This is a genomic window from Coxiella endosymbiont of Ornithodoros maritimus, assembly GCF_907164965.1.
Classification (GTDB): Bacteria; Pseudomonadota; Gammaproteobacteria; order Coxiellales; family Coxiellaceae; genus Coxiella.
Map to the genome: position 1 here is coordinate 1 of NZ_CAJRAM010000018.1, position 24541 is coordinate 24541.

A 24541-nucleotide genomic window follows, 5' to 3' on the forward strand; every position below is an offset into this window, starting at 1 on the left:
TCGATTCTTTGTCTGTCGGTAGGCAGCCTACGCACGGAAACGACAGACATTTTTTCAACTACTTGATATTCCCTCTTTACCTCGCCCCCTTAAGTTGAGCTCTAGGCGCCTGCGCGGAAAGGACGTTTAAAAAAACGAAACCTTGATATAAATTTTCCCATTCTAGGTTGTTTTTTCTATGAGACTAATTTCAAAAAAACTTCGTCGTCGCTGCGGAAGGCGGGGATCCAGCGCACTGCGTGCGCAGCGCGCTTGGACTCCTGCGCGGGATCACGAAGCCCAAAAATTGGAAATGGCCGTGAACTTTTGTAGGCAACGATATGAAATCCTCTCCTAATCCCACAAGCGCAGGGTTAGAGTTAATTCATTAAGCCATTTAAAAGTTGCTGGTAAGCACGACTGGCGTTGTGGAAAACACGTTCAGCTAAAGGTGGTTTACGTTTATATTGTATCTCGAAGAGGTCGTAATTTTGGCTAGCAGCGAGTAAGTAATCATCACTTGTTTTGAGTTCGTCAACGAGTCTGAGATCGAGTGCTTTCGAAGCATACCAATGCTCACCCGTCGCGATTTGTTCAACGTCCACCTCCTGACGGTGTTCTTTGATAAATGATTTGAAAAGCATATGCGTTTCTTCAACTTCCTCTTTTATTTTTGCGCGGCCTTTTTCAGTATTTTCACCAAAGAGGGTAAGGGTCCGTTTATAATCACCGGCCATGATCTGTTCAAAATCAATATATTTTTTTCGTAAATAACGGTGGAAATTGGGTAGTTGCACGAACACGCCGATCGATCCAACGATAGCAAAAGGCGCAGCAATGATGCGATCGGCCACACAGGCCATGAGATAACCACCGCTCGCTGCCACTTTATCAATGGCAATCACTAATTTTATATGAGCATCCTTGATTCGTTGTAATTGAGAGGCGGCCAAACCGTAACCATGCACAACCCCCCCACCGCTTTCCAGCCGAAGCAGCACTTCATCGTCGTGAGTGGCGGTCGTTAGAAGGGCCGTGATTTCTTCACGCAATGCACAGACTGCGGAGGCCCGAATATCGCCCTGAAAATCAAGGACAAAAATACGTTTTTTCGCTTCGCTGGTGTTAGGTTTCTTTTTCTTTTTTTTTTGAGATTTTAAAAAACGTTTAAGCTCATATTTACCTTTAATCGCTATTGAAAGCGTACGATGATAGCTTTTGTATTTGTCATTTAATTTGTGAACATCCAGCTTACCTTTTGCTTTGTTTTTGGTGTGGGCGATTAGGCCAAAGAATAGGCCAAAGAAAATAAAAAGAAGCACAGCAATGGCTAGGAGTAAGCTGGTTAATTTTGCTAGAAATAAACCGTAGTTTGCCAGAAAATCCATAAGCAGCCATCTTAACATCGCCCACTACTTGCTGCAAAGCATTCTCGGTATTTTTGTTTGCTAGTATTCGCTGCGTGAAAAACTACAACTTGATAAACTGGTTATAATTTGACTCAATTAAAGTCATGACTACTCATTTTTTCGGTTTCCTTCCATTCCTCCTTCCTGCTGGCCGATAGCAGCTAATCGTAAAGCTTAACTCATTCTGAAATAAAATTTAATTTAAATAAAACTAGGAAGGAAGTTATTATGAAACGATCGGTTGGAGCCCTTGCTTTATTATTTGCTGCAATTGGCGGTATTGTGGGGTCGGGTTGGGGGGCTGTTTGCTCCTTATTTTGCATCCCGTTTGGCTGGGCCTCGGCCATGCTTGCATGGGCTGTGGGCGGGGGCTCATGATGTTGATCGCGCTGACGTTTGCGGAGTTAGGGAGTAGTTTTTCTTTCATGGGAGGTTCCGTACGTTATCTGCAATTGAGCCATGGACCGTTGGTAGGTTTTACGATGGGCCTGGATTGCCTGGATTTCTTCGATCGCTGTGGCGCCGCTCGAAACGCTGGTTTTTCTGCATTACGCTAGTAATTATTTGCCGTGGCTAATGCATAGCATAATGTGGATGGATAGTCTGTTTTAACTTTATCGGGGCTGATTGCAGCCTGATTTTTATTGGCGTTTCTTTGTGTAATTAATAGTATCGGGGTGCGTTACCTTACGAAAACCAATGCGATTATTGTCTGCGCTAAATTGGCGGTCCCTATATTTACGGCAATTGTGCTGCTGTTTTTTTGATTTTCACACCACCAATTTTTCTTCTCATGGGTTTGCTACTCAAGGAATAAAAGGAATTTTAACGGCTTTGCCTTCAGGGGGAGTGATATTTTCATTTATCGGTTACAGCACCGTTATTCAACTGGCTGGTGAAGCGAAAAATCCCCAACGCTCCATCCCCAATAGCTATTATTGGCGCGCTTATTATTTGCATTGTTTTGTATATCTTATTGCAAGTTGCTTTTATCGGCGCTTTAAATCCCGCTTTCGTTACAACATGGCTGGCAAACACTGAGTTTTGAGGATGATACGGGCCCCTCTGCCAGTATTGCCATGACATTAAGAATGCTGTTGGTTTGCTAAATTACTTTATTTAGACGCGGCCATTTCTCCATTTGGAACGGCGTTAATTTACACTGCCTCTACCGCTCGATTAGCCTTTGCAGTGAGCGAAGGCGGTTATTTACCTTCTTCTTTAAGGAAGTTAAACCGTCTCGGTGTTCCTCATCGAATGATTTTACTTAATTTCGTTATCAGTTTATTTTTGTTTTTACCCTTTCCGACATGGCAGCATATGATGAGTTTTTTTGGTATCGTTATTGGTATTCGCTTATGCGGTAGGGCCGTTATCATTAGTTGTATTGCGAAAAACGTTACCTGATCACGCTCGCCTCTTCCGCTTACCTATGGCCAAGACGATTAGCTTCTTAGCATTTTATATCTGTAATTTAATTGTATATTGGTCAGGCTGGGGTGTGGTTTTCAAAATGGTAATAGCAATTCTGGTGGGATATGTGTTGTTGGGTACTTATTTGTTATTTAAACACGATAAATCTTTGAATTGGCAATGGCGTCCCTCTTGGTGGATGGTCTGTTATATTGCCGGATTAGCACTAATATCATACTATGGTTCGTTTGGCGGGAATCACCTAATTCCCTTTGGTTGGGATTTTATTGTTATTGCATCCTTTAGCGCCAGCATTTTTGGACTCGCATTGTATTACGGAGTCGAAGTGCAAAGGGGAGAAATTGGCGTTGCAGTTGTGTAACAATATTTACTTTCTAAGATTCTTTTAATTTTATCACGTCATGATGTTTTTCCAACTGGAGTGAAGGGGAGAGGTTATGCCTAAAAGTGAGTTACGAAAATTAGTCATTGAGCATTTTAAACTTTTTAATGCAAAGATTCTTTTCCATTTTTTTAAGGAAGAGTGTGTCAAAGAATTAGGAGAAGACTCGATTATTTCTTTCCCACCTTTTTAGCAGAAAAAGGTTTGATCCTTAAAAATTTTTCGGAAGAGTCATTGAATTCGCTAGAGTCGTCGGACAAAAATTTTTATTAATTTATAATGAGAACACCCGAAGAAAAACTTCGTCACGATAGCTGGTTTAGGGATTTGCCACAAGGAATGATGGATTTTACCTCTAGTTATTTAGATGTAAAAAATTCAATTAGCCTTTCTCGTTGTTCATCCTTCTTTAATATTCATGCAAAAAATTATTTCATTTGGAAAGAGCATTTAGAGGCCATTGGTCTTAAACCGGTGTTAGGTAAGATAAATCTATCCGCGATTACCGATTATCAAAAATTATATCGGATGTTGGTAAAAATACCCTATGAAGACAGAATTAAACTTTTTTCATGGGAGGTTTACTGTTTAAGTTGGGAGCTCTATGCCTTAGAATACGCGATTGAGCAGGAAAAAATAACTAATCAAACTACTAACCGGTGAGGCACAAACGCGCTGCACCATGTTGCACGCAGTGGGTCAAAAGAAGCAGTGGAATATATCATTGAAACTTTGAATATCGACTTCAGAAGTACGGACAATAAGAACACTAACGCACTGCATAATACCTCGTGGAGTGGATCAATTGAAGCCATGGCATATATGATTGATATTGTGGAAATTAACCCAAACAGTCTCGGTGGTTACAACACTAACGTTCTGTACTACGCTGTGCTCAGTGGTTCGATTAAAGCAATGGAGTATGCCATTAAAACGTTGGAGATCGACACAAACAATACAGGGTAATGGCAAAAGTATTCCCCACTATGCTGCACAGAGTGGGGCGGTAGAGGCCATGAGATATGTAATTTATGTTTTGGGTGTCAATACTAGGGAAATAAATAATAATGGCGGTAATGCATTTCATTGGGCCGTCAAGAGCGGGTCGATGAAAGCTGTGCGTTTATTCATAAACTCAATCACGATCGTAATCTACAACTCAATATATGTGATTTTAGAGACCGTTCTGCTTTTTGGTATGTGGATCACTCGAATAACGCCAGCCCAATTAAAAGGATATTTGCAATCCCTTTTAAAGAACTAATGCTCGAAAACGAGCATAGAAGAAATAAAGCCTTCAGAGAACTGTTTGGTTATGTAAAAATCATTGCGCACGGTGTGCGCTAGGTCCCTGCCTTCGCGGCGACGACAAAGTTTTTTTAAAATTAGTCTCATAGAAAAAAACAACCTACAATGAGAATATTTATATCAAGGTTCCGTTTTTTTAAAGGTCATCCCCACGCAGGTGGGAATCTAGCGCGCTGTACGGTATCCAAGATGGTTAACTCTTGATAATGGTCCTGTAAAAAAGGTTGCCGAGGTTTGCTTAAGAAATGCAGCGGCGGTGGGGGATGTCTGGTTCAGGAATAAGCGCGTAGATGTCATCAATATAATTTTCATTTAAAGTCAGTAAGAGTGCCGGCAGTTTTGTGACGAGAGCGAGTAAAGTATCGCAATGGTTGGTGGATTTAAAAATTAATTCCTTGAGTTTCATTAGTGGCTAAAAATCCAGAGTGAACCAGCTAATTGCAGTGGCACTATTTAATAATATTTTTGAGCCGAGTGGGTAATCTCGCTAAAGTTCCGTATTCAATTCGAGGCGTGGATAAAAAACTGCTGGTCGTAATAATAAGCGATGCAAAATAGCACCTGTAGACGAAATATTATTTCCTCTGCCTCATAATAAATGACTAATATGAGTAATGCAGAAGAAAAATTTATCGCAGGCAAAATCGACAGCATAACCGACAAAAGTAGAAAACATCAACATCGCCAAAACAGAAAGCGGCATAGCCAGGCTAAAGAAAGTTTGTAAAGACATTCCCAAAAATTGAAATTAATTAGTGAATATTTCTAGCGATAATTTCCGCATCGTATTAGTCGATGCCAAGCTAATAAGCGCAGCCGTTATTCCGCGAATAGAGGGAATAATATCCCACATGCGGTTGAGTACGAAGGTAATCAGTGGTTAATTTAATAATTGGGGAATCGCTTCGGAATTCCATTTATCACTGCTCCTAATAGTAGTAAATATTAATTCTATATCGCTATCGGTGAGTCCTTTTAAAAGCCTTTCAGTTTTTTCGAGTTGTCGATCGATGAGATAGATTTTTTTTGCGGAATTGGACAAGGCAGGGAACTGACAGCGGTTATTTACCTAGTGTGCAAAAACAGTGATTCGAGGTAATGAAGTATTGATTGAGCAGTGAAATAATAAAATCTGGGTTAGAAGCACGAGTATGTTGGAAGCAATAGCTACGCCTTGCATTCTTATTTCTGGTATTGATTTCATTTCTTCGTATGAGAGCGACGTGATAGGAATGGTAACGGTTAGTGATAACAAAGCTACGCCGACTGTTTTACTCCATTCTTTCCATCAATCAGGCAGTTTTGTTTGCTATTTCATAAATTAATCGCGTATTTTTGAAAATGTAATGGATAAAGACGTCCCGGTTAATAAGGTGTAGAAAATAACAGCAGGGACAGGCCAATGACGCCGCTTTGCAAATTTACCCCAAGCACACCCAGATAAATCGAAGCAACGAAGCCTAAAAGACCGCCTATATCTCCGATACGCTTTGTGGTTTGTGCGCGGGAATTACTGTTAAGCTGGTTAATAAGCTATTGTAATGTATTGTAATTTACTGTTGTTAAAGTAGAGTCTTCCTTTAACGGGTTAAGTTAACCCAAGAATTTCATCCAAAACCTTAGACGTATACTCATCCTCAAATTTAAATTCAAATTCTTTTTCGAGACAATGAAGATCATTAGCTGTAAAGAAGCCAGGAGAGGGAACGAAAACATTATAACCATCAGAGGTGCAATTTTTATAAAATGAAAAATCTTCTAATTGTTTAAAACGATGCAAATAAGCTTCGTATGCTCGAAGAACTCCTAAACCTAACGAGGAAAGCAAAATAATACAGATCCTGTTTGGAGCACCGATCTCTTGATTATGTTTACCGTACGTCAAATCCATGAGTGTAAAAATTAAGTGGTCGATTGGATGGAAATTACCCCCCCAAGGATCTCATAAATTCATTGAATGTATAAATCGTTTTACGCGCAATTCCTTTATATTCAAATAAAACAGCATAAAACATATAAAGGGGGCTATGGTGGCATGTACAGTGAACGGGATTCTGCCGCTTCCCGTAATAATCCGACAGTATTCCAAGAAAGTGGTTAAGCCAAATGCGGAAATGCCCGCATTAAGAGCCGAAAAGCTTATTCATGCTATGGGGCTTCGCGGATTTAAGCAAAGGAAGTTGCTTAAAGTTTCATTATTGTGGATAGGATTTCAATTTAGATATTCGCTAATTGAAGAATAAAGACCAAATAGAACAAAAAGAGGGAGCAATTTAAGAGGCATCATCCCTCGGGATGAAAGCATGCACGCAGCATCCGATTGATATTGATCTTGACTAATGTTAACCGGCGGACAAATAGTAATTAATAACCCAGCCACTTTTAATAGAACATTTTCTGGAAATTGAAAAACTGCATTGATTTCCGTGAGAAAGCTACTATTTTTTTAGGAAAAAATGCCAAAACAGATTCAAGAAAACCGCCACCAATAAATGTAAGCAATAAGCAAAGCGCGTAAGATAGTTTATCGGCGGTTTCGATGGAGAGGCCTTGATAAGATTCCAAAATAAAAGTCAGTAGAGCGAACCAGTTTAGAGATTTTGAAGTGCTAAGGAGATAGCGTCGCGTGAAGCTATAAATAAAATTAAAGTCGTAGATAATTTTTCTTGATCATCATTTCTTCGATAGCTACAAAAAAATCCTCTTGGTACCAAGTGCCATCGATTGCAGAATTGAGCGTATCCGATGAGGGGAATCTGTGTAATCTGTTGCGTCTTATTTCCGTAAAAGATTGACAACCATCTTCTACCAGTTCCACGGAATAAGTTTCAAGACTTTCCGGTTCCTTTTTCCATAAGCGTAAAAAAATTTCTCAATTTTCTATCCTTACTTTCCTTTTAAAAAGAAGGAGTAAAAGTAGAAAATTTAGGGGGAATTTATGAGGTTGATAACGAAAAGAGATTGCTGTTGAGCAGTAAACTTTCTGCTTTTTCTTAAATTTTTCTTAGATGCTTATGAAATAGAAAGACTTTCAAAAATTTCGGTGCCGTGTTTCTTAGAAACTGGCGACTGCATTCTTAACGAGACTTCGCAGAGAATACAGGTCGCAACAGGAATGCCGTCATCACAGAAATCATAGGTGCTGGTGTGGACCATAGAGAAATTTTCACCATTGCCAATGAGAAAATAACAGGGGGGATTTTATTTGTGAAATGGGCAAAAAGTCGTCATAAGTTAAAATGACATTTTCTTTGCCCAGTTGTTCGCTACCTACTTGTTGGAGGATGGCCGTTTTATCCTCATCGTTGATGATAGGTATACAGTTGAAATTTTCTTTCAAGGTGATAGTTGCATCGTAAATAGCGGTCCGTTTTTTTATGAGTTCGTTGATTTCGGGTTTTTAATTTCTTTATTTACAGCACGAATGCTACCATGAATGCTAGCAAGGCTAGGAATGGCATTGTTATCTTTAACAGTATGAAATTGATTGATAGTAATAACAAGATTTTCTGAAGATAAATTTAATCTCGCAGAGAGCTGAGTGATTTCATTGATCATATCATCGCCGATATGGATAGGATTGTAAGTTTCCGAAGAATGATGTCCATAGTCACCTTGGCTTTTAATTTTGATAGCAAATCGACTTATGCCAGCGAACATTGCGCCCGGTCGTAAATCAATTTTGCACACGGCCAACGTAGGGTAATTATGAAAACGAAAGAGATAGCATCTATATTAAAATTTTTTAAGCCACCTTCTTGGATCATTACTTTTTTGATTTTCCCAATTTCTTTGGCAGGTTGAAAAATTAGCTTAAATTTTCCGTTTAAATTTTCCTTGTGAATAGCTAATTCTACAGCAATGGTTAAGAGAATGGCGGTATGCCCGTCATGGCCGCAGGCATGCATGACATTTTTGTACTTCGATTTATGATAAAAAGTATTTGTTTCAGGCAGCGGAAGAGCATCCATGTTGGTATGGAATCCAAGGGTTTTTCCTGGACCTCTAGTACCTAAAGTCGCAACGACACCGGTTTTCCCGAAGCGTTCGATGGTTTCATAGCCATGGGCACACAAAGTTTTTATCACTAAAGCGGCTGTTTTTTTCTTTGAAAGGCACTTCGGGTGATCGTGAATCTCGCGGGGAATCGCTGTTATTTTTGGGACTAACTGCTTGATGGTCTTTTTCATTGCGCAGATGCCTAACAGACCCTAATGATTCTGAATTTTTTAACATTCTATCAGATCCAATTTGCAGAAGACACCAATGCTTTGAAAGATAAGACATTTCTTTGACGGCTAAATTTGATTTTTTAATTTTTCCACTCCCAGTAGCAGTCGTTTGATACGCTTTTTAAGCATCCCCTCGCTGACAGGGCTATAGAGATACGCCTGAATGCTCGCACCTAATTTAAGAAAAATCGGCGATGCGATTTGTAAAATTTCCGGAATTTCATAATAACGAATGAAGCTGTTTTTAGTTTCATAAGTATCAATGGGTGCGCTCAACGTTACGGCGGAAGATAATAATCGACGCATGTTTTGCAGAACGGAAAGTCCGACATCATGCAGCGTGACTATTTAATCACTGCCTAAATTTGCAAATACACTTGTCGCGGTGACGGAATTGCTAATGCTTCAGTGTATAGAGACGAGTATAAGATCATTCAGCAGCACTTGCTTTGTTCGCATCTCGTTTAATATTTTAAGGAGCCCGAGATCGTAGTTGTTGAGGTGCCGTCCTTGTTCGATGAAAAACTAACTTCGCTAAAAAGTGGCCTTCCTGTCGTACTCGGGGCGAGGGCCGGGCAAAAATATCATGTCAAAACCCGCTTCAGCACAAAAACTCAGCATTTCTTTAATTTCGGAATCGATTAATAAAAAAAAAGAGCTATGAGTTTCGCCAAGAACAGCCTTTTCAATACCCGCCGCTTTTAGCAGTCGATGGATTTACAGGCATTTTCGAGCTCTGGCTGCGCTTCCAATAATATGATTGTCCATTTGAATCGCTTCCTACGTAGTTCCTTTTATAAAGTGGCCGGTGGGCCGGTCTTTTGAGGCTGGCACAAAATGAACAACAATACTACTGGGGTTTTTCCAGAGAAACCCCTTTCATTTCAAGCACTAAAAAAGTTGCAAAAATACCGAGAAAGGAAGCGATTGCTACGACCGCCATTGTGTAGACCAGCCCCATACCTTTTAATAACAAAGGTAAAAAGAAAGCGCCGATAAACGCGCCTGCTTTACCTACAGAGGCGGATAATCCGTGTGCTCGTGCACGCAGGTGAATGGGATAAATTTCGGAAGGAATCAGAAAAGTTGTTGCATTAGGCCCGAAATTGATAAAAAAGAAACTGATTCCAAAAATTCCCACAAAGAGAGGTAACTGATCACTAATATGCGGAATTCCGGCAATGAGTAGATAACATAAACTCATCATGCCAAAACCCGCTATTTGAAGCGTCTTTCGCCCAATCTTATCGACATAGGTCGCAGCGAAAAAATAGCCGGGGACGGCAAAACACAGAAAAATAAGAGCAGAAAGAAGGGTATGTTTTAATAATGAGGCGTGAGGGCTAATCGCTTTCATGATAAGCACGGAGGAGACACCGTTGCCATAAAGAGCGACGTCTAGCAAAAACCAGGCACCAGCAGTTCCGATCAAGCATTTAAGCCATTTCGGGGAGAAGAGTTTTTCAACAGGAGTGGCGGCCGCCGTGTCAGAGTGACCCGCCAGGTCACTGACCACACGGCTTACTTCCAGTGGTGATTTGTTTAATAAGAATCGTGGCGTTTCCGCTATTCTTCTTCGTAAATAAAAAACAGAGGCTGCCGGCAGCGCTCCAAAAGCGAGTAATAGTCGCCATACAACCGCATCGGACAGATGAAACGCCATCAATAAAGAAGCAAACAGCGGACCTATAATCAACCCCACCGCCTGCATCGCAAACACGAGCAACACTAAAAAGCCACGATTTTTTCGATTGGCATATTCACTCGCCACGACAGCACTAGTTGGATAATCGCCCCCGATTCCAATGCCTACGATAATTCGAGAAACCAAAAGCCAATCAAAAGAAGGCGAAGCAGCCGAAAGCAAAGCGCCGATAAATAGGATAAACACTTCAATACCATACATTTTCTTTCGACCAAATTTATCGGCAAACCATCCAAACATTACCGCCCCTACAGCTGCCGAGGCAAGCGAAGCACCGTTTAACAGCGCAATTTGAGAGGCGCTAAGATGCCATAACGGCATCAATAATGCCGTGACAACGCCGATAACAAATAGATCATAAGCATCCGTAAAAAATCCTGTCCCAGCGGTAATTACTATACGCCAATGCAGGTGATTAAGTTTCTGTTCGTCTAAAGATTCTAGCGTAGGGTTTTGAACCTGATGGGTCATAAGCATCCTTTGACAGTTTCTTTTGGCATTACGATATCAAGTTATTGTGACAATTTGATGACAATTGCTATTCTGTTTTTGAAATAGACTAAACTAAACTTAGCCTGGGGAGAAACTAATAAGTACGGTGAACATCCATACGGCTAAAATAAACTTTTCTAAATTAGTCGATGCTGTTTCGCATGGGGAAGAAGTGATTATTGCCAAAGCGGAAAAACTTACCGCGAAGTTGCTTCCTATTGAAGCGGTAAAGCCACAACGCAAAGCAGGAAGCCTGAAAGGTAAAATAAAAATTGCGGTTGATTTTGATGCTCCGCTGCCTGATGACATTATTAATCAATTTGAAAGTAAGTAATTCGTTTATTGCTCGACACGCATATTCGTTTGTTAACCCTTGATCGCGTCTTACAGCAGTATTCCAAATTGATTTAATCGTTTAGAAAGTTAGTGGAAATCGGCAGGTAAAAATGCTCCCTTTACCCGGTTCGCTTTCAATATGTAATCCAGCATTGTGACGCATTAAGACGTGTTTGACAATCGCAAGTCCAAGTCCCGTCCCGCCGCTTTCGCGTGAACGGGCTTTGTCTACCCGATAAAAACGCTCGGTAATTCTGGGGATATGGACCTTGGCGATGCCAATGCCGGTATCTACGACACTAAATACAGCGCGATCGTCATCTCGATACCATTTCACATTAATCCGGCCTTTGGATGGCGTGTATTTCACGGAATTAATGATGATATTGGAAAACAAACTTTTTAATTCCTCTTCTGAACCGCTAATGTATAAGTTAGGTTCGGCTTTTAATTGAATGAGATGTTGCTTTTCACCGCTTATTCGTTCGGCATCCGCGCAAAGCATTTTTAAAATTTCAGAGACATCAACATTTCTTTTTTCTTCGGTAGGATGATCGTCGCTTTCCAGCCTAGAAAGCAACAAAAGATCGTCAATGATCGTTTCCATTCGCGTGCTATGTTGATACATTTGCTGGAAAATTTTTTGATAGGATTTCGTGTCTCTTACTTCTTTTTTAAGCAATGTCTCTAAATAGCCGCGAATTACTGTCAATGGTGTGCGAAGTTCATGAGAAACGTTGGCAACGAAATCGCTACGAATACGTTCAAGTTGGTTAATATGCTCTCTGGCTGCTTTAGGTAATTTTTTTAAATTTAATTTATGTGTTCTTTGTATCATCGGTTGAAAGCTGGTAACCAGCGCCTCTAATGGTTTTAATTAAATGATGATGATCGTATTTTTTTAATTTATCCCGTAATCGACGAACTTGAACGTCAACCGTACGATCATCGATATAAATATTCCCGCCCCAGATATAAGTAATCAATTGGTCTCGGCTATAGGTTTTATTTGGATGTTTCATAAAAAAATGAAGCATTTTATATTCCATGGGTGAAAGAGCAATGCGTTTCTCTCTAACAGTGACGAGATGTTTTGCTGTATTGATTCTAATATCACCCATTTTAATTTCATGGTTGGAGGAAAGTAATGGCCCACGACGAAGTATGGCTCTTATCCTAGCAATTAGTTCATGGGGGGAAAAAGGTTTTGTAATATAATCATCAGCACCGCTCATTAAACCTCTGACTTTATTTTCTTCTTCCGCTTTGGCAGCTAACAAAACAATAGGAATATCTTGCCAAATTTCTTTTTGTTTTATCCATTCGATAAATTCAATGCCGCTTTTGCCGGGAAGCATCCAATCCAATAGGATGAGATCGGGGATTTGAGTGGTCAGTTGTTTAATCGCTTTTGCCGTATCTTCTGCGTCGAGAAGTTCAAACTCATCCGGTAACGAAAAGCGGACCATATCTCGGATAGCGATTTCATCTTCGATAATTAACAATTTTATTTTTCTCACTGTATAAACCCATCAACTCTATGAATTTCACTATTATAACGCATATTCTTTTTTCGTCATTCCAGCAGACAGCAGGAATGCAAACTCTAAGGACGGCGACTTTTCCCTTAGCGTTTATCCAGATTGAATTTAGAAGTACCCGTTTTAATTCAATCCCTTTCGTAGCAAAGTTAAAAATGTATAAGTAAATACCTTTATGAAAGAGTCACAGTTTTTATTAATTTTTTTGGTGGTCCTGGCAGTAATTGCCATCGTATTGGGCTTGTGGAAGCCATTGGAAAGAAGGTTTCATTCTAATCCGAATTCAAAATCGCTTTCCGTTGAGAATAATAGAGCCAGCGAAGCACCATCGGTTTCTGTCCTCGTCAGTGCTTTAGAGGTTCTTAGAGGTTCGCTGGTCGCTGATTTTTTTGCCCAATTGAAATCTTTTAGTCACCGAAAGAAAAGGCCGGCTTTTATTAATCAATTTACAGTCAGAGAAACCGGTGATAAAGGTGGTCGCTAAAATTGATGAAGTTGCTTCCGTTGCCGAAAGTGGTTTATTCGGGATAACAGTTCACCCGCATTTTCAACAAAATCATTGGGGTTACCTTTATTACACTTAAAGGTCTGATGGGCGTTATGTTAATAAAGCGCTTCGTTATGAAGTAATGAATAATCAGCTTATTAATCAAAAAGTTATTCTCGATAATATATCCGCTGCCTGCACGCATGACGGAGGCAGGATCAAATTCGGGCCCGATGGCTACCTGCTACCTGTACATTACTACGGGGGACGCCCAAGTAGCCAAGGGCGCACAAAATCTGAAATCTCTTGCAGGAATAATTTTACGAATTAAAGACGATAGAAGCATACCTGCTGACAATCCTTTTCCAGGCTCTCCTGTTTATTCTTACGGTTATCAAAATTTTCAAGGTGTTGCTTGGGATAAAGCTGGAAATCTCTGGTCAACGGAACATGGGTCTGATGCGCATGATGAAATTAATCTAATAAAACCTGGCAAAAACTATCGTTGCCCAATCATTCGAGGCAATGAAAAACGAGGCAGCATGGAGTCGCCTATTCTTCAAAGTGGCGAGCCCACGTGGGCCCCAGCCGGTGCGGCTAATTGGCGAGAAACTTTATTTTGTTGGGCTTAGGGGCGAAGCACTTTACGTATTCAATATAAATAAGGCATGACCTATAAATAAGGCATGACCTCCACAAATACTTTGAGGGAGAATTTTGGCGATTGAAAGCCGTCGTGCTGGGTCCCGATGCTTTACTTTATGTCACCCCCAGCAATCGGGACGGAAGAGGACTTCCGCGCCTCGATGAAATACCCGTTATTAATCTGAAAAAACTTTAAATTTATTCCGAGCGGCTTGCGGGGGGTCGCGCAGGGGATTTAAAAAAGAGAATGGGCAAACACTCCTCTTGGGTCGCCGTTGCGCGAACTTGTTCGCACAGATCAAGTACCACAAAATAAAAATCCCCGAGCAACACGGGGATTTTGTTTGTGCAGGCGAAAATTCAGAAAAACCTCAAATGATTGATAGCTGCTTTTTAGTCGTAATGGCGATATCGACGACTAGTAAGCGCATTGCCCACGGCTGGACCAGAGAAACACCACCACAACGCTTGTTTTAGCGCCTAGAGCGTCGCGCGCCGGTTATACCGCCCGGTTTTATAACCGCCTACAGCAGCAGCCCCAGTGGTTGCGCCAACGGTGCGCTCTGGTCGCAGCCTGCTAAGACCGAATATTAAGGATAACGATAGGGCGGTAAGAAGAGTCAGATTTTTGAACAAAGTAGTCATAAATAATCCTTTTATTTAAGTTAGTTCCTTTCTTAAATAGTAGACTAGCGGCCTTTAGAGTGCAACCAGTGCCCCTATTTAGGTCTATTTACAATCCCCTAGGTTCAGCCAGAATTCATTGATTTTCCAGCACCGCAGTACAGAAAATCAATGAATTCTGGAGCATAGTAGAATTGCAAACAAACCTTAGTTTAATCGGCGAATGAAAGCATAATAAGCAATTAAACAAAATAGGTTAATGCTTAAGTAGCCCATTGCCAATGAGAATAGAGAATGAACTTTGATCCAGGTAGCTACTAGGTAAGTGAATAAACTGAAGGTCAACCAAACCAAAATGAAAAAGCAGGCATTGGCTGAGGCCGCTAGTTCGGGAAAAATATCACGGTTTCGCCTATGAGGATAGGAATAATAATGCCACTGAAAAAAAATAATGAAAAAGGGGGAATGGTTAGTAAGGTAAGGGAAAGGTGGCCTCGTCCACTTAAGATTAGCATGATTAAGATAGGTAACGATCTAGACGCAAGGACAACCTGAATTTTTATTTTTTCTCGATATAAAATGATAGGCGACTTATAATGTTCCCTGAAAATAAAGTAACCCCCATAAGAAGAGCAATATGACCCTAAGTAATGGCCTGACCGCTATAAAAGGTTTGGACCAAAAAAGGTGCTGTTATGTTAAAGATCGCTACCTAATCCCAAAGTGTTCCTAAAAGTGTTCCTATGAAAATGCCGAGAAGTAAAAAGTAGAAGTTTTGTGAAATAATCCCGTAATTTTTCCATAAATGTTGAATTGAAAAAGAATATCGAAATGAAAGTGTTTCTCGGTAAAAGAGCAGCACCAAACCAGAAACAATAATGATACAAATCAATAGGAAATAAAAGTTAGATTGCTATCCGAAATAATGCTGAAGATAGCTGCCGATAAACGAAGCTATAATAGGACCGATCGCAAAGCTAATGGTGTTATAATTTAACTGCTTTTTCAGGGTATGGTCAGACAAAACATCGATGTTAATCGTTCGCACGGGAACCATCATAAGGGCTGTCCCTAACTTCTGTAGAAAGCGAAGACCGATCATCCACTGGATCGTTGCTGAATAGATAATTGCTACAATAGCAAGGAACTGAACAAAAAGGGAAGTCAATATAAATATTTTGCGTCCCATAGCATCGGAAACAGGCCCCGCAATAAGTTGGGATAAAGTCAAAGCTAAGACAAATGAAGTCATCGTAGCCTGAGAAAGTGATTTACCCGTTTGAAAATCTTGGGCAATGGCGGGTAAAGATGGTAAATAAATATCGGTGCTCATTCCGCTTAAAGGAATAATGAGACAAACTAAGACTCCAAAAAGAATTTTTTGTCTGTTAGACAATTAGGAGTTCGTTGCCCATTAAGTAAATCCTAGTTCTTATTCCCCTCCCCAGAACGGATTTTTCCATTGTAATATTAAAACTGGCTACTTTGGTCGTTTTAGAAATTTTGGGTGGCCCTCTAGTAGGAAAAGCAATTCTCCAAATTTTGTTCCTAATGTAAGATTTTACACAAGATTTCAAAAGGTTCTTCGATACGGGAAGTCATCATTTCTAAAATTTCTTTTTTACGTTTGACATAGAGGCTTTCTAAGCTTAGTTCGATTCGAGAAAAAATCTAAATATTGTTAAGAAATCATGATGCGTAACGGAAGTATCGACCTGCTAACTTCTCTGCATTTTTGGAATTAAATTCTAACTGTTTCACCTCTTCCGCAGGAAGAGTACCTGGCATCCGTAACGGCTTCACCAGCAGCATGAGTCGTTCTGCATCCTCAGTGGAGATAACATTGGTCGGAATTCCGTGAGTTTCTAAAACCTAAATCCGAATCAGCGATGCAACTCATTGATTGCCATCACAAAATAAATGGGCTCATAACAACAATTCTCGAACTGTTATCGCTTTATAAATTGTGGGGGAGTCTGATCTTAGAAAATTAATGATATCATTCGCGACGCTATCTAAGTCGGAAGGTAGGTAAAATAACCGTCGTGTCCTAGGGCTAATCCTGGATTTATCGCGAAAAGCGCTAGAACCGCAGTCTTTAGTTAAAAGAACGTGTAATTTTTTCAATGTTCTTATATCAATTTTTGAAAGAAGTTCTTTATTTTTAACCCAATCCTGTATTAAGGCGTAAGTTTTTTAAAATTAATAGAGGTCTGCTCACTTTCTTTTTTAGATACCAAGCCCGCATGCAGAGAGACTTCATTGATAGTATTTGAGACACTAGTGAGTTTCTCTATGAACTTATTTTCTTCTTTACTTAAAGACTCTAATTGATCAGAAGTAGTTATTTTTATCGAAGAACGAAGGCCTTCCGTTAATTTCTCTATTTTATTCCAGCGCGCGACCATGCTTTGGCAGACCTCAACTCGCTTTGGGAATGCGGTAATGATGTAATAAATACTTTTCCATTATCGGTTACTTTCCGCTTTTTTAAATGACTTTCCACTATTCGGCTAAGATGAGGATGCTCTTTCTGGAAGTTTTCAATGAAACCCACTTCGGGTTCAGTAATTATGCGTCGTCGCATCTTTTCTTGCTTCAGTGCGTTACAAAGTGCAAGAAGTCCGAGTTGTAAAGAGAATTGCAGTAGGATTGGCAGCATTAAGGGTTCTTCTTCAGAGTCTCTACGCAGAGCAGAAGAGGGCTCTACGACTCTGGTTTCGTTATCTGAGGATATGTTATTAACATTAAATAAATTTTGAAAAAGATAGTCAAGTATAGTCACGGACCTAATAATAAGTAATCCTTGATTAGTTTTTAAGTTATACTAATTGGAGGTGTTTCTAGAATCGGGTATATTTCTATTTTTTCGCATGAAAATCGTCCTAAAATAATAATATTAGTTCAATATCACTGTATTTTTATTACGCTGGCAATTTAAAAATGATTTTTATTTGATTTTAAAATGCCATTAATTTTTAGTTTAAATTTTTATTAAGAAAACCGCTCGACTTATTTTTTAGCATGGGTGCGCATAACTTTAATTCTCGTGAAATCCCGGTTAATGTATTAAAAAATACCTTGTTAATTGTTCAAGATATTCCTACTGCGATAGAAGAAGCGGGTGAATTGAATCGCAAGACCTTTGATTTGTCTCAATTACTGAAAGTAGATACCAAATTATTACAAAAAACTCGAACTATTTTTAGCTCCAACAGACATGCGTTGCTTGATCTAATCACTGTCGCCCATATTTTATCTCTTGCTAACTCAGATGGATCAATTAGCCCTAACACTAAATTTGGAGAATAGTTATGTTAAAATAGAACTAAAACATAGAAATGATTTGCAATTAGAAATCCCAGTTATTTTGATCAATCGAGGAAGCAATCAATAAAATAGATCGCGCAGGCGGTGTTTGTATTTGTAAAAGCAGAGCTTATCCAAGCCACGTTTATCTTCATGCACATTTTTATTTGCTGATAGCAATGCTCAAGAAAACCTATCGCGATACAAATTTCGTGAATAAATGTCTGAAACGGATTGAGGAAATGGTTAAGCCAATATTGCTCGAAGGATGTTATTATTCCGTCAGTTGGTTTTTTCAAGTGCATATTATTTTACTTCTCGTATTGAGAAGTAAAAAGATTGAAAAAACGTTAGTAATAAGGAGCAGATAAAATCAATCAGCGGCTCCTTGGGAACAGCTTAAAATCTGATGATTTATATTTTTTAAATCTAAACTGAAAGAGCCTATAAAGATAGTCAGTGCATTTTGACTGATGCTATCTATAGTCACAAGTTTACTTGCTCGAGGAGTAATATTGCTGCATTAATAACAAATGAAATTTCTATTGAAGTCCGCCGTGCCTACGGAAAAAGACTTATGAACATGCTTATGATAACTCTTTACTTTTATTAGAAAACAAGAAATTTGATTCATTCGCTAGGATACTTAACATACGTTTTATGTCTGAACTCTATTCGCCTTTGCCTGCTCTCCTTAATATTTTCTTGATTAATGCTAAATAACATTTCGGTTATTTTGAGCATTGATTTTGTCAGTATACTCTGAAAAGGGATTATCCCATGAAAAAGACATTGGTACTTGATAAGGTTATCAGAAACTCGATTTCCATTGTAAATGCACTTCTGAACAGTTGGAATAATACGTGGGTCTTAAACAAAGTAATCGAAATAATTTTAAAAATTATTGAAAACGACAAGAGTGTTACTGAAATACGTAAAAATATTGTAAATAAATTAAAAATAAAAAAAGAGAATTATGAAGTCCAATTAGTCACTATGCGGCGTAATATGGATTCCTATAAACGGATAGTGAAAATAATAAAATGGCCAATGGCCAAAAACACTACAGTTCAAAAAGAATGGGCATATTTACTAACGAAGCGGGGAAAACTGGGGCTGTTACCTGGTACTATAAAAAACAGCAGGAGATTGCTTAAATTTATCCGCAAAGTCTACGATTTTAGCTTTGAACCCAGTTTTGAGGGTAAAAGTCTTATACGTGATTTCGCCATCATTGAAACGATCGAAATGCTGGAGAAAGAAATTGAGGAAAAAGAAGCCAGGTGTAAGCGTTTTATTTACAAGTTAAATACACCCTTTTCCTCGACCGGCGAAACGACTTCGGCTTTCCTTGGAGCAGTAGCTCAAATGAGCCGACAATCTAACTCGCGCTGCTTTGTACAATGTTCTTCTGAGTCTAGAGCTGACGTTGAGCGAGATGAAAGTAAGACAAAGAAGGGGCCCTCCAATCAAAATGAGTCCATTCTTCTTTTTGGATTGTTTAATGCTAACATGGGAAATTCAAATCGTGCTGTGCCCAACAAAGATCCTATTTTACCAAGAAATTCAATTCATTTTCTCACTTGAGTGCAGAAGATCAAAATAACGTTGCAGCATAAAACATGAAGGAGTTACAAATACACTGAACAAAACAAACAAATCGTCCCTAAAATATTAAGAAACCATTCCTACTAAGCTACAAAATAATAATTGAAAGAATATTAAAATATAATTAAATGTAATGGATGATGTCTCAAGGTTAAAAATTACTACGTTAATTCAATATTTTGAAACCCGAGCTAGCGCTCGCTGAAAAAACTACGTAACCGCAGCTAATTTAGGTCCCCAAATTGCTATTTATTATCATCCTATTCGATTTTTATATATTGGAAATAAACTTGCTGAGTTAACAAATGGAGATATATCAACTCAACAAGAAGTTTTTTTAGAAAAGAAGTAAATTATTAATTTTATTTTATTACGCTCTTTTTTCGAATAAGGAAAATAGCCGTTCTTGTGTTATTTCGATTATCGAAAAAATATCGAACAGCGTTTGAAAGCTATCAAAGAAGAATTAGAGTAGGGGATGATAAATCAATATGTTATTCAAGCAAAGCGACGAGGGTTGGTTTTATACGAAGCAGAAAAGAGGGTAAATTCAACGAAGGAGCCCAACTATGGCTTAGGACTTAACTGAATGAGTAAATACAGGACTCTTTTGGGGTTTTATAACGAAATTTCATTAAGATAATTGTGACGTCAATAATGCTTTCCCCATTAATGTTATTAACTGGATACGCCTCTATCGTAAATGGGACTCATCAAAGTGTGTAAGTGGTAACGCCGCCTGTTTTGGGGGTTAGCTGTTTGCTCAGGCAACAATAAAGGAAAATGGTATTTAAAATCTACGCCTGGGTACGTGACTGTGCATCGTGCCTACGCTCCTCTAGCCGTTAGTTGCTATAAAAAGATTATCCTGCTAGCTAATAGATTGGTTTACTCTAAAACAAAATCGATGGCGTTTGGAAATTTAGTTTTTTTTGGGGGGGGATTGTGGGGGCAGGAATAGATACCGCTTTGATTATCCTGATAGTATCATTCTACCGATGCAAAAATTAAAAAATCCACGATCCCTGAGAAAATGATCGTATTTCTTTGATCAACTTAGTGGTGAGGAAACTTTTTCAGGAAAATATTTTTTAACCAGCGCATAGAGTATCGCATAAGTTTCTTTATCGGGGACGCCTGAATAATCGCTTGGCCGAAAGTGCATTTGAAAAGCGTAAACAAGTTGTTGGGTTTTTTTATCCAATTCTCCCGTTTCTTGAATCGAATAGTCGTAAGCTTTTAAATGTCTTTGTAACCACCGAATACCAGTCGTCTCATTAGAAAGCCTGCGCTCCACCATTTCTTTTTTATATTCATCGTCATATCAGGCGCCAATACTCCGCTCGTATAGTCTTTTACATAGGAAGAGAGGAGCTGGATCTGCTTTTCTTTCTGGCGAAATATCAGAATGGCCGACAACGCAGGTGGGGTGAAGTTGATAACGCTCAATAATCTCTTTCATCAATTCAATGATTAATTCGATTTCATAATCGAGAAATGGGAACCACTCTCTTTTTTTGCCTTCCTTCTGATAATCTGAATTAACGATTTCAATGCCTATTGAAGTGTCGTTGAGATGTGTGCAATCTTGCCAGGCACTGATACCCGCATGCCACGCACAGTTTTTTCCATCGATGAGTGATTTAGGAATAAGATAATGCACGCTTACTTCAAAAGCTTCTTGCGTCAAGATTTCAAGGGATTCTTCGAAATTCTCAGCTGTATAATGTAAAACTAAAAAGCGAATGCGTTTATCGAAATTTTTGGATGGGTAGTTCAGATTGATTTCATAAGTCATCATTTTCCCCTGTAGGTCATTTACCTTTTGATAATAAAAATTTCTTCATTTTTAAACGTTTCATTTTATCGACCCAAACTTGCGATAATGGAGTAGTTTTATGTAAGGGAAATTTTGAACTTACTTTATGATAGATTATCACCCTTACGGAAATGACGAAAGTATTTATTACAGCACAGAGTTGGGCTGAGCGCAATTTATGCGCTGAGATGTCAATAATTTTTAAAAAAATTTGTATGAATAAAGGGTAAAAAATTATTGAAATTGTGCCATGTGATCTTGATTGCTCAAACCAATTTGAAAAAGAAGCTTTGCTGCTTAAGTCAATTTTTTCTGATATATTTGCTGAAATCCACCATATCGGTAGCACATCTGTGCTAGGTCTCGCGGCCAAGCCAACCGTTGATATTATCCTTGAAGTGAAAGATATACAATTAGTGGACAAATTTAATGACCCAATGGAAAAATTAGGCTATGAAGCTTGGGGAGAATATGGCATTCCAGGACATCGCTTTATGTACATACGTTCAAGGCAGGCGGCCGAGAAATTGTAAGGCATCTTTATTTTCGTGATTAGCTTAAATCTTACCTCGCTAAAGCTAAAAAGTACGCTGATTTAAAAATTGAACTGCTCAGTAATTCGCTCATGATCGACGAGGGTATATTCAAAATAAACAGGATTATGTGGAAGCGCTTGAGCAAAAAGAAATCGCCTGGATTTCGTGACCTAAAGTAGTTCGATAACGCGTAGGTTCGGCTAATCTTGTGAAGCCCAACAAATACAGAAGCAACAGGCAATATCGCAGGCTCTTACTCCAGTGTTCATTGCCGTTGCTCAATTATTTTCCCAGCCAACAGCCTGCTGAATTTGATAAGGACGATTATTTTGGAGAATAAAATTTCACCGTTGGACTGAATAAATTTTACGCACTTTCTCGATATAACTGATCTTTTTTGCTATTTACTAAATTATAATTCAAAAAATTTTTTAAATCCGTTTAATAAAATCTTAATCGTATGTGCCTAAATTTGAATCAATATACACGGTTCAGGTGTATTCATTTTTGTTTACAGAAGCTTTAGAGAGATAATTAGAGTAAGTGCTATTTTTTACGCTTAAATTTAAGGGCTTTTTCATGTTTGGATATTTTCACGATAAAGGCATCACTACATCCTCAACTGCTTGGAGAGAGATTGAAGAACGAATTAGCTTAAAATTTTATGATCGCCTGCGAAGGGGCAATAATCCGTTTCAATCCCTGGCGTGCTCCGTGCCAGATAAAGCGCTCTTGCTTGCCATTACCTCTATATCAGCATCCGATCTCGATGCAAAACAAGAAGAGGCTTGTCGCGAATATTATGATTCCAAAATCGCTAAAGCGAATAGTCCGGCTAAGCAAAGCTGTTGATCAACGCAATGGAATCGGGCTACCTCATCTTTATTGTCTATTAGGGCCATCATTGGTTGCTCCTCGTCACATTTATTGAAGGTAATTCAAAGCGGCTCAGTGGAGATGCCTAAATGCGCAATGCCAGTTGGTTGTTCTCCAAACGAAAGTGAAAATATTTAAGAATTTCGCTGATAAGAAAGGCTATCCTGAATAGTTAAGTAAGGAACAGAAAAAAATATTAAAAGCGGATTTAGAAGAAGCCTGAGGTGTGCCAAAGAAAAATATTGAAGCTACAATTGCTCAATGGGGTTTAAACGATCAGACTACTGAAGCGCTTGTCCACGAGCACTTGCGCGGATTGATCACTCGAGAAATAGAAAAAATGACTCAAACTTCTTTCGCTTCCTTAAGAAAACATTTGTACTTGTTTAATGGAAAACGATTTAGACTGGAATCCACGTCTCTGGCCACGTCTCTGGATTGTAAAGAAAGATAAGCGTTTTTGAACAAACGACACAGCGAGTCTGATAATCCAAAAAATAAAGAAAAGCTTTGGTAAAACTTTCAATTAAAAATAGAAATTGCTTTTCAGGATAAAAACGAACTTGCTAGAGATACCGAATGGTTAAAAGGCAGCCGATTTATTGAAGTGAGTTTATCCGACAAGTTGTTTTGGGAGGATGAGGAGGGAGATCGGGAGTCCTTATTTGATTATGCCGCAGCGCAGTATATGGCGACTACTGATGAAACAGATAAGAAAATTCTCTTTGTGGCGATGGAGTTTTTATTACAGAACGGTGGCAAGGGGCCTCACCGGCTTTTCGAATCCCTTTAGACTGCCCTTTGTTAGATCGATCTTGAAATACCTCGATACGCCTACGCCGTTTAGCGAAGAAATGCGTGCCCAACCGCTGGAATAAAGCAGCAAAACGAAAGAGGCCCTTTCGCACTGATGTAACCGTTTCTTTTTAAATACAAAAATTAAGCAAGAACGACTTCTGGATGTGCAACAACTCACACAGTTTTTGTGTGCGTCTTACCTGGGTTACTATTGGATCAATCACTTGCAGAAAAGGTTAATTCCGGAAAGAAAGCAGCCCGACGCAGTGCTGGTTCAAGTTTGTATCAGAATTTAAGCCAAATAGTTCAACAGAAAGAGTCCGGTCAATTGTTAGCTGCTAGAACCTATGGCACCGAAGTGGAATTACGTTCTTGTGGGGGGCGCTTACAGAGCAGGAAGTGGTTCCCATTCGTTTCTTTGACGGGACTGCTTCGTTCTGCGCCGTTCAACGGAACGGTTGGGAACTAGAGGATGAAGTTGATGAAAACGAAGCGGAAAAAAAACACTAACTCGTTAATGACATCAATTAACAGAAAAGTTTACTATAAAAAATTTAATTCCAGAAAGGATTATTATGCCGTGTTAGCCCTGACTTCGGATGCGAGCAACGAAGTGATGAGAAAATCCTATCACAAATTAGTTCTTATATGGCATCCAGACGAATGGAGAAAAGATAAAAAAATATCACCCTCCCCCGACGGATGCCTCGAAAACAAAAGAAGCTGTCCAAAACCGCTTTCAAGTAATCAATGAAGCCAGCGAAGCCATCAGCGACCCAGTAACTCGTGTTGAATACGATTATCATTGGGCTGTGTATAAAGAAATTATAAAAGCTTATAAAATCGTGGCTGGTTATGATGCTTCGCCAGTGGAGGAAGCAAGCCGTCGCAAATCAGAAGGCCCTTACTTACAGGCTACTACCGAGTAAGAATTTTTTTAGTGTTTGGAAGAAAAAGATATCGCAAATGTGTTTTCCGATACGCAAATGCGCAGTCCCTTCCCGTAAAGCAGAACATTTGG

At 39.2% G+C, this 24541-nt stretch carries 26 protein-coding genes and 10 pseudogenes; 22 read left to right on the forward strand and 14 right to left on the reverse strand.

Annotated features, from left to right (window positions below; all coding sequences use genetic code 11):
• Window positions 1-359: 359 nt before the first annotated feature.
• Entirely contained in the window at window positions 360-1385 is a 1026-nt protein-coding gene (gene sohB, locus OWO34_RS01570) for a protease SohB (RefSeq protein WP_267256322.1), read from the reverse strand.
• Window positions 1386-1693: 308 nt separating this feature from the next.
• Between sohB and OWO34_RS09470 the strand changes: the two genes are divergently transcribed.
• The 10 genes and pseudogenes from OWO34_RS09470 to OWO34_RS09705 form a co-directional block, all read left to right on the forward strand.
• Window positions 1694-1945, forward strand: a complete 252-nt coding sequence (locus OWO34_RS09470; RefSeq protein ID WP_323808253.1) for a hypothetical protein — start codon at window positions 1694-1696, stop codon at window positions 1943-1945.
• A 142-nt stretch (window positions 1946-2087) separates the two neighbouring features.
• Window positions 2088-2429, forward strand: a complete 342-nt coding sequence (locus OWO34_RS09475; RefSeq protein ID WP_323808254.1) for a hypothetical protein — start codon at window positions 2088-2090, stop codon at window positions 2427-2429.
• Window positions 2430-2543: 114 nt separating this feature from the next.
• Window positions 2544-2795: a hypothetical protein gene (locus tag OWO34_RS09480; RefSeq protein ID WP_323808257.1), complete on the forward strand. Its 252-nt coding sequence runs from the start codon at window positions 2544-2546 to the stop codon at window positions 2793-2795.
• Between the two features lie 106 nt (window positions 2796-2901).
• Window positions 2902-3183, forward strand: coding sequence for a hypothetical protein (locus tag OWO34_RS09485; protein ID WP_323808255.1), 282 nt, complete (start codon window positions 2902-2904; stop codon window positions 3181-3183).
• A gap of 76 nt (window positions 3184-3259) precedes the next feature.
• Entirely contained in the window at window positions 3260-3397 is a 138-nt protein-coding gene (locus tag OWO34_RS01580) for a hypothetical protein (RefSeq protein WP_267256323.1), read from the forward strand.
• An 86-nt stretch (window positions 3398-3483) separates the two neighbouring features.
• Complete coding sequence (locus OWO34_RS01585; RefSeq protein WP_267256324.1) at window positions 3484-3867, forward strand: F-box protein; 384 nt, start codon at window positions 3484-3486, stop codon at window positions 3865-3867.
• Between the two features lie 12 nt (window positions 3868-3879).
• Window positions 3880-3996 (forward strand): annotated as a pseudogene (locus tag OWO34_RS01590) (hypothetical protein); the annotation flags it as partial.
• A 21-nt stretch (window positions 3997-4017) separates the two neighbouring features.
• Window positions 4018-4170 carry a hypothetical protein gene (locus tag OWO34_RS01595; RefSeq protein ID WP_267256325.1) on the forward strand — a complete coding sequence of 51 codons (153 nt, stop codon included), beginning with the start codon at window positions 4018-4020 and terminating at the stop codon, window positions 4168-4170.
• Window positions 4127-4468: an ankyrin repeat domain-containing protein gene (locus tag OWO34_RS01600; protein WP_323808256.1), complete on the forward strand. Its 342-nt coding sequence runs from the start codon at window positions 4127-4129 to the stop codon at window positions 4466-4468. Before OWO34_RS01595 ends, OWO34_RS01600 begins: the two co-directional genes overlap by 44 nt.
• A 225-nt stretch (window positions 4469-4693) precedes the next feature.
• Window positions 4694-4794, forward strand: a pseudogene (locus OWO34_RS09705) (hypothetical protein); the annotation flags it as partial.
• Between the two features lie 307 nt (window positions 4795-5101).
• Here the strand turns inward: OWO34_RS09705 and OWO34_RS01610 are convergent.
• The 5 genes and pseudogenes from OWO34_RS01610 to OWO34_RS01630 form a co-directional block, all read right to left on the reverse strand.
• Window positions 5102-5245, reverse strand: coding sequence for a hypothetical protein (locus tag OWO34_RS01610; protein ID WP_267256327.1), 144 nt, complete (start codon window positions 5243-5245; stop codon window positions 5102-5104).
• 855 nt (window positions 5246-6100) lie between these two features.
• Window positions 6101-6403 carry a hypothetical protein gene (locus OWO34_RS01615; RefSeq protein ID WP_267256328.1) on the reverse strand — a complete coding sequence of 101 codons (303 nt, stop codon included), beginning with the start codon at window positions 6401-6403 and terminating at the stop codon, window positions 6101-6103.
• Window positions 6404-7524: 1121 nt separating this feature from the next.
• Window positions 7525-8702, reverse strand: a pseudogene (locus tag OWO34_RS01620) (M20 family metallopeptidase).
• Window positions 8703-8810: 108 nt separating this feature from the next.
• Entirely contained in the window at window positions 8811-9050 is a 240-nt protein-coding gene (locus tag OWO34_RS01625; protein ID WP_267256329.1) for a hypothetical protein, read from the reverse strand.
• A gap of 544 nt (window positions 9051-9594) precedes the next feature.
• Complete coding sequence (locus OWO34_RS01630; protein ID WP_267256330.1) at window positions 9595-10926, reverse strand: MFS transporter; 1332 nt, start codon at window positions 10924-10926, stop codon at window positions 9595-9597.
• A gap of 121 nt (window positions 10927-11047) precedes the next feature.
• Between OWO34_RS01630 and OWO34_RS01635 the strand changes: the two genes are divergently transcribed.
• Window positions 11048-11275, forward strand: a complete 228-nt coding sequence (locus tag OWO34_RS01635) for a type II toxin-antitoxin system Phd/YefM family antitoxin (protein ID WP_267256331.1) — start codon at window positions 11048-11050, stop codon at window positions 11273-11275.
• 81 nt (window positions 11276-11356) lie between these two features.
• Here OWO34_RS01635 and OWO34_RS01640 read toward each other — a convergent pair whose 3' ends face one another.
• Both OWO34_RS01640 and OWO34_RS01645 read right to left on the reverse strand, forming a co-directional pair.
• Complete coding sequence (locus OWO34_RS01640; protein ID WP_267256332.1) at window positions 11357-12115, reverse strand: ATP-binding protein; 759 nt, start codon at window positions 12113-12115, stop codon at window positions 11357-11359.
• Window positions 12096-12841, reverse strand: a pseudogene (locus OWO34_RS01645) (winged helix-turn-helix domain-containing protein). Before OWO34_RS01645 ends, OWO34_RS01640 begins: the two are co-directional and overlap by 20 nt.
• A gap of 33 nt (window positions 12842-12874) precedes the next feature.
• On the opposite strand from OWO34_RS01645, the pseudogene OWO34_RS01650 reads away from it, so the two are divergent.
• Window positions 12875-14146: pseudogene (locus OWO34_RS01650) on the forward strand (PQQ-dependent sugar dehydrogenase).
• A gap of 32 nt (window positions 14147-14178) precedes the next feature.
• Here OWO34_RS01650 and OWO34_RS01655 read toward each other — a convergent pair.
• Window positions 14179-14280 (reverse strand): annotated as a pseudogene (locus OWO34_RS01655) (hypothetical protein); the annotation flags it as partial.
• Here OWO34_RS01655 and OWO34_RS01660 point away from each other — a divergent pair.
• The gene (locus tag OWO34_RS01660; RefSeq protein WP_267256357.1) at window positions 14236-14427 is read left to right on the forward strand and encodes a hypothetical protein; all 192 of its coding nucleotides are present in this window, start codon (window positions 14236-14238) and stop codon (window positions 14425-14427) included. The pseudogene OWO34_RS01655 and the gene OWO34_RS01660 overlap by 45 nt on opposite strands.
• Window positions 14428-14781: 354 nt before the next feature.
• Here OWO34_RS01660 and OWO34_RS01665 read toward each other — a convergent pair.
• Both OWO34_RS01665 and OWO34_RS01670 read right to left on the reverse strand, forming a co-directional pair.
• A pseudogene (locus tag OWO34_RS01665) lies at window positions 14782-15989 on the reverse strand (MFS transporter).
• Window positions 15990-16122: 133 nt separating this feature from the next.
• Window positions 16123-17449: pseudogene (locus tag OWO34_RS01670) on the reverse strand (CBU_0372 family Dot/Icm type IV secretion system effector).
• A gap of 149 nt (window positions 17450-17598) precedes the next feature.
• Between OWO34_RS01670 and OWO34_RS01675 the strand changes: the two are divergent.
• The 3 genes and pseudogenes from OWO34_RS01675 (at window position 17599) to OWO34_RS01685 (ending at window position 20528) form a co-directional block, all read left to right on the forward strand.
• On the forward strand, window positions 17599-17886 hold the full coding sequence (locus OWO34_RS01675; protein WP_267256333.1) for a hypothetical protein: 288 nt from the start codon (window positions 17599-17601) through the stop codon (window positions 17884-17886).
• Between the two features lie 777 nt (window positions 17887-18663).
• On the forward strand, window positions 18664-19470 hold the full coding sequence (locus OWO34_RS01680) for a hypothetical protein (protein WP_267256334.1): 807 nt from the start codon (window positions 18664-18666) through the stop codon (window positions 19468-19470).
• Between the two features lie 678 nt (window positions 19471-20148).
• Window positions 20149-20528: pseudogene (locus OWO34_RS01685) on the forward strand (hypothetical protein).
• 14 nt (window positions 20529-20542) lie between these two features.
• Here the strand turns inward: OWO34_RS01685 and OWO34_RS01690 are convergent.
• The 3 genes from OWO34_RS01690 to OWO34_RS01700 are packed head-to-tail and all read right to left on the reverse strand — an operon-like array spanning window position 20543 to window position 21431.
• A complete protein-coding gene (locus OWO34_RS01690) occupies window positions 20543-20791 on the reverse strand; it encodes a peptidoglycan-binding protein (RefSeq protein WP_267256335.1) in 249 nt (82 codons plus the stop codon).
• Window positions 20792-20815: 24 nt separating this feature from the next.
• On the reverse strand, window positions 20816-21289 hold the full coding sequence (locus OWO34_RS01695) for an N-acetylmuramoyl-L-alanine amidase (protein ID WP_267256336.1): 474 nt from the start codon (window positions 21287-21289) through the stop codon (window positions 20816-20818).
• Window positions 21290-21305: 16 nt separating this feature from the next.
• Window positions 21306-21431, reverse strand: coding sequence for a hypothetical protein (locus OWO34_RS01700; protein WP_267256354.1), 126 nt, complete (start codon window positions 21429-21431; stop codon window positions 21306-21308).
• A gap of 112 nt (window positions 21432-21543) precedes the next feature.
• Here OWO34_RS01700 and OWO34_RS01705 point away from each other — a divergent pair.
• From OWO34_RS01705 to OWO34_RS01730, 6 genes and pseudogenes are all read left to right on the forward strand, one after another.
• Window positions 21544-22015: pseudogene (locus tag OWO34_RS01705) on the forward strand (GrpB family protein).
• A 410-nt stretch (window positions 22016-22425) separates the two neighbouring features.
• The gene (locus tag OWO34_RS01710) at window positions 22426-22698 is read left to right on the forward strand and encodes a hypothetical protein (RefSeq protein WP_267256337.1); all 273 of its coding nucleotides are present in this window, start codon (window positions 22426-22428) and stop codon (window positions 22696-22698) included.
• Between the two features lie 631 nt (window positions 22699-23329).
• A complete protein-coding gene (locus OWO34_RS01715) occupies window positions 23330-23515 on the forward strand; it encodes a hypothetical protein (protein WP_267256338.1) in 186 nt (61 codons plus the stop codon).
• Window positions 23516-23707: 192 nt separating this feature from the next.
• A complete protein-coding gene (locus OWO34_RS01720; RefSeq protein WP_267256339.1) occupies window positions 23708-23989 on the forward strand; it encodes a hypothetical protein in 282 nt (93 codons plus the stop codon).
• Window positions 23990-24037: 48 nt separating this feature from the next.
• Window positions 24038-24274: a DnaJ domain-containing protein gene (locus OWO34_RS01725; RefSeq protein WP_267256340.1), complete on the forward strand. Its 237-nt coding sequence runs from the start codon at window positions 24038-24040 to the stop codon at window positions 24272-24274.
• On the forward strand, window positions 24195-24449 hold the full coding sequence (locus OWO34_RS01730; protein ID WP_267256355.1) for a hypothetical protein: 255 nt from the start codon (window positions 24195-24197) through the stop codon (window positions 24447-24449). The genes OWO34_RS01725 and OWO34_RS01730 overlap by 80 nt, the downstream gene beginning before the upstream one ends.
• The last annotated feature ends 92 nt before the right edge of the window (window positions 24450-24541 follow it).